At 35.7% G+C, this 1,965-nt stretch carries 2 protein-coding genes; both read right to left on the reverse strand.

Going from position 1 to position 1,965, the window contains the following annotated elements; genetic code table 11:
• Window positions 1-213: 213 nt before the first annotated feature.
• The gene (glf, locus tag A3G9_RS0109270) at window positions 214-1,380 is read right to left on the reverse strand and encodes a UDP-galactopyranose mutase (RefSeq protein ID WP_002821444.1); all 1,167 of its coding nucleotides are present in this window, start codon (window positions 1,378-1,380) and stop codon (window positions 214-216) included.
• Window positions 1,370-1,965, reverse strand: a 596-nt coding sequence (locus A3G9_RS0109275) for a DUF4422 domain-containing protein (protein WP_018025320.1), incomplete at its 5' end; no start/stop codon positions are given. The genes A3G9_RS0109275 and glf, both read right to left, overlap by 11 nt.

Consider the following 1,965-nt stretch of genomic DNA (forward strand, 5'->3'; position numbering starts at 1 on the left):
CACTAGGGAGGCTTAGATGCCTTTTTTTGTTATCAAAAAGGGCCTAGTACTTTTGGAATGGAAATACTTTCCAACACCAAAAATTCTAGACCCAATTTTCCAAATAAATTTTTAAATATCGTGAGGCATTATACAATATGTTAATTAAAATATAATTAATAAAAATAAAAGCCTAGTTTTTTGAAAAATAAAAATAGGCTTTTATAAACGTTATTAATTTTTATCGAAACTGAACTCGGCCGGCAAATGGAACTCCTGCCTGACAGTATTGAAAGTTGCATTGATTACTTGATCCATATCGAAGTATCGATACAGGCCAAGCCGGCCGCCGAAAATAAATTGATCTTTATGTTGTCGAGCAAGTTTGGCATATTTTTTATATATTTCGGTGTTCTTTTCATTGTTAACCGGATAATAAGCTTCTTTGCTGCGATCCCAATTTTGAGGGTATTCGCGAGTAATGATCGTCTTCCCTTTGTCAGCCAAGCCGTCAAAATGACGCCATTCCATAACTCTCGTATAAGGTGTTTTTGCATCAGTGTAGTTTATAACCGAATTACCTTGATAATTGTCTGTATCAAGTGTTTCTGACTCAAATTTGAGGCTTCGGTACTCCAGTTCGCCAAAACGATAATCAAAGAATCGATCGATCATCCCCGTATAGACAATTCGAGGAAATTCTTTAATGTAATCATCTTTGTGTTCAAAAAAATCGGCGTTTGTTTTCACATCAATTAAGTCCGAACTCAACCATTTGTCAAAAAGCTGGGTATAACCGCCAATTGGAATACCCTGATAGCGATGATTGAAATAATTATTGTCAAAAATAAATCGGACCGGCAAACGCTTAATAATGAAGGCCGGTAATTCTGTTGCTTTTCTGCCCCATTGCTTTTCCGTATAACCTTTAATCAGTTTTCTGTAGATATCGGTTCCAATTAAAGAAATCGCCTGCTCTTCCAGATTGCGTGGTTGTCCGCTTATCCCAGCTTCCTTTTTTTGTTCTTCAATCTTTGCTTTGGCTTCGGCCGGAGTCTTAGCTCCCCACATCTCATAAAAAGTATTCATATTGAAAGGAAGATTATAGAGTTCGCCTTGATAATTAGCGATAACCTGGTTTTGATAATTATTGAAATCAGCAAATTTATTAACAAAATTCCAAACTTTCTTGTTATCTGTATGAAAAATATGAGCGCCATAATCATGCACGGTAATTCCATTTTCTGTATGTGTGTACATATTCCCGCCGATATGTGGGCGTTTTTCAACAATTAAAGATCTTTTGCCGAATTTAGCCGCTTCATAAGCAAAAATCGAACCAAAGGGACCTGCTCCAACAATTAAATAATCATATTTTTTTGTATTGTATTTATTTGTCATCTTTTCCTCCGGCGATCATTCTTATCAAAAAATTGCCGCCTTTTTTAAACCAGTTTTGTTTCTCTTCGAAAACAAAGGGAACCTCAACATATTTTTTATTATTAGCGTCCAAAAATATGTCCAGTAAACGCTCGCCCACGAAACCAAAAACTCTTTTTTCATATTGATCGTAAGTACTCGTGTCGATTTCTTTTTCCAGTTTGAATAAAATGTCAAACATCCAATCTGCATATTCATCAAGTTGTTGGCGTGTCATTATCAGCATATTAAACAAGTGCTGGTCGGTTCTCTTCATTATTTTGTCGTAACTGGTCTGATAAGTTGGACTCATCAATTCTCGAGCTTTATTAATTGCCTCCGCATGATGAGCATGAACATAATGCGAATAATTCGTCTGAATATAGTAATTACGTTTTTTCGGCAGGACAATTTGATTGTTTTTAAAAAGATCATCCAATTGCTTGCTGTTCAAAACATTATTAAGACCTTTTTTGTGGTTAAGCGAAAAATATCTTCGATAGTGGACAAGGCCGATTATGTCGGCATCGGAATTCTTCCAAGCCCAATAAAGAGCTGTTAATTCAT

The sequence above is a fragment of the Oenococcus oeni DSM 20252 = AWRIB129 genome, assembly GCF_000372485.1.
Lineage (GTDB): Bacteria > Bacillota > Bacilli > Lactobacillales > Lactobacillaceae > Oenococcus > Oenococcus oeni.

What these genes read in the sequence shown, in the direction of transcription:
- glf (WP_002821444.1), bottom strand. Translation starts at nt 1,380, where the DNA reads ATGACAAATAAATACAATACAAAAAAATATGATTATTTAATTGTTGGA.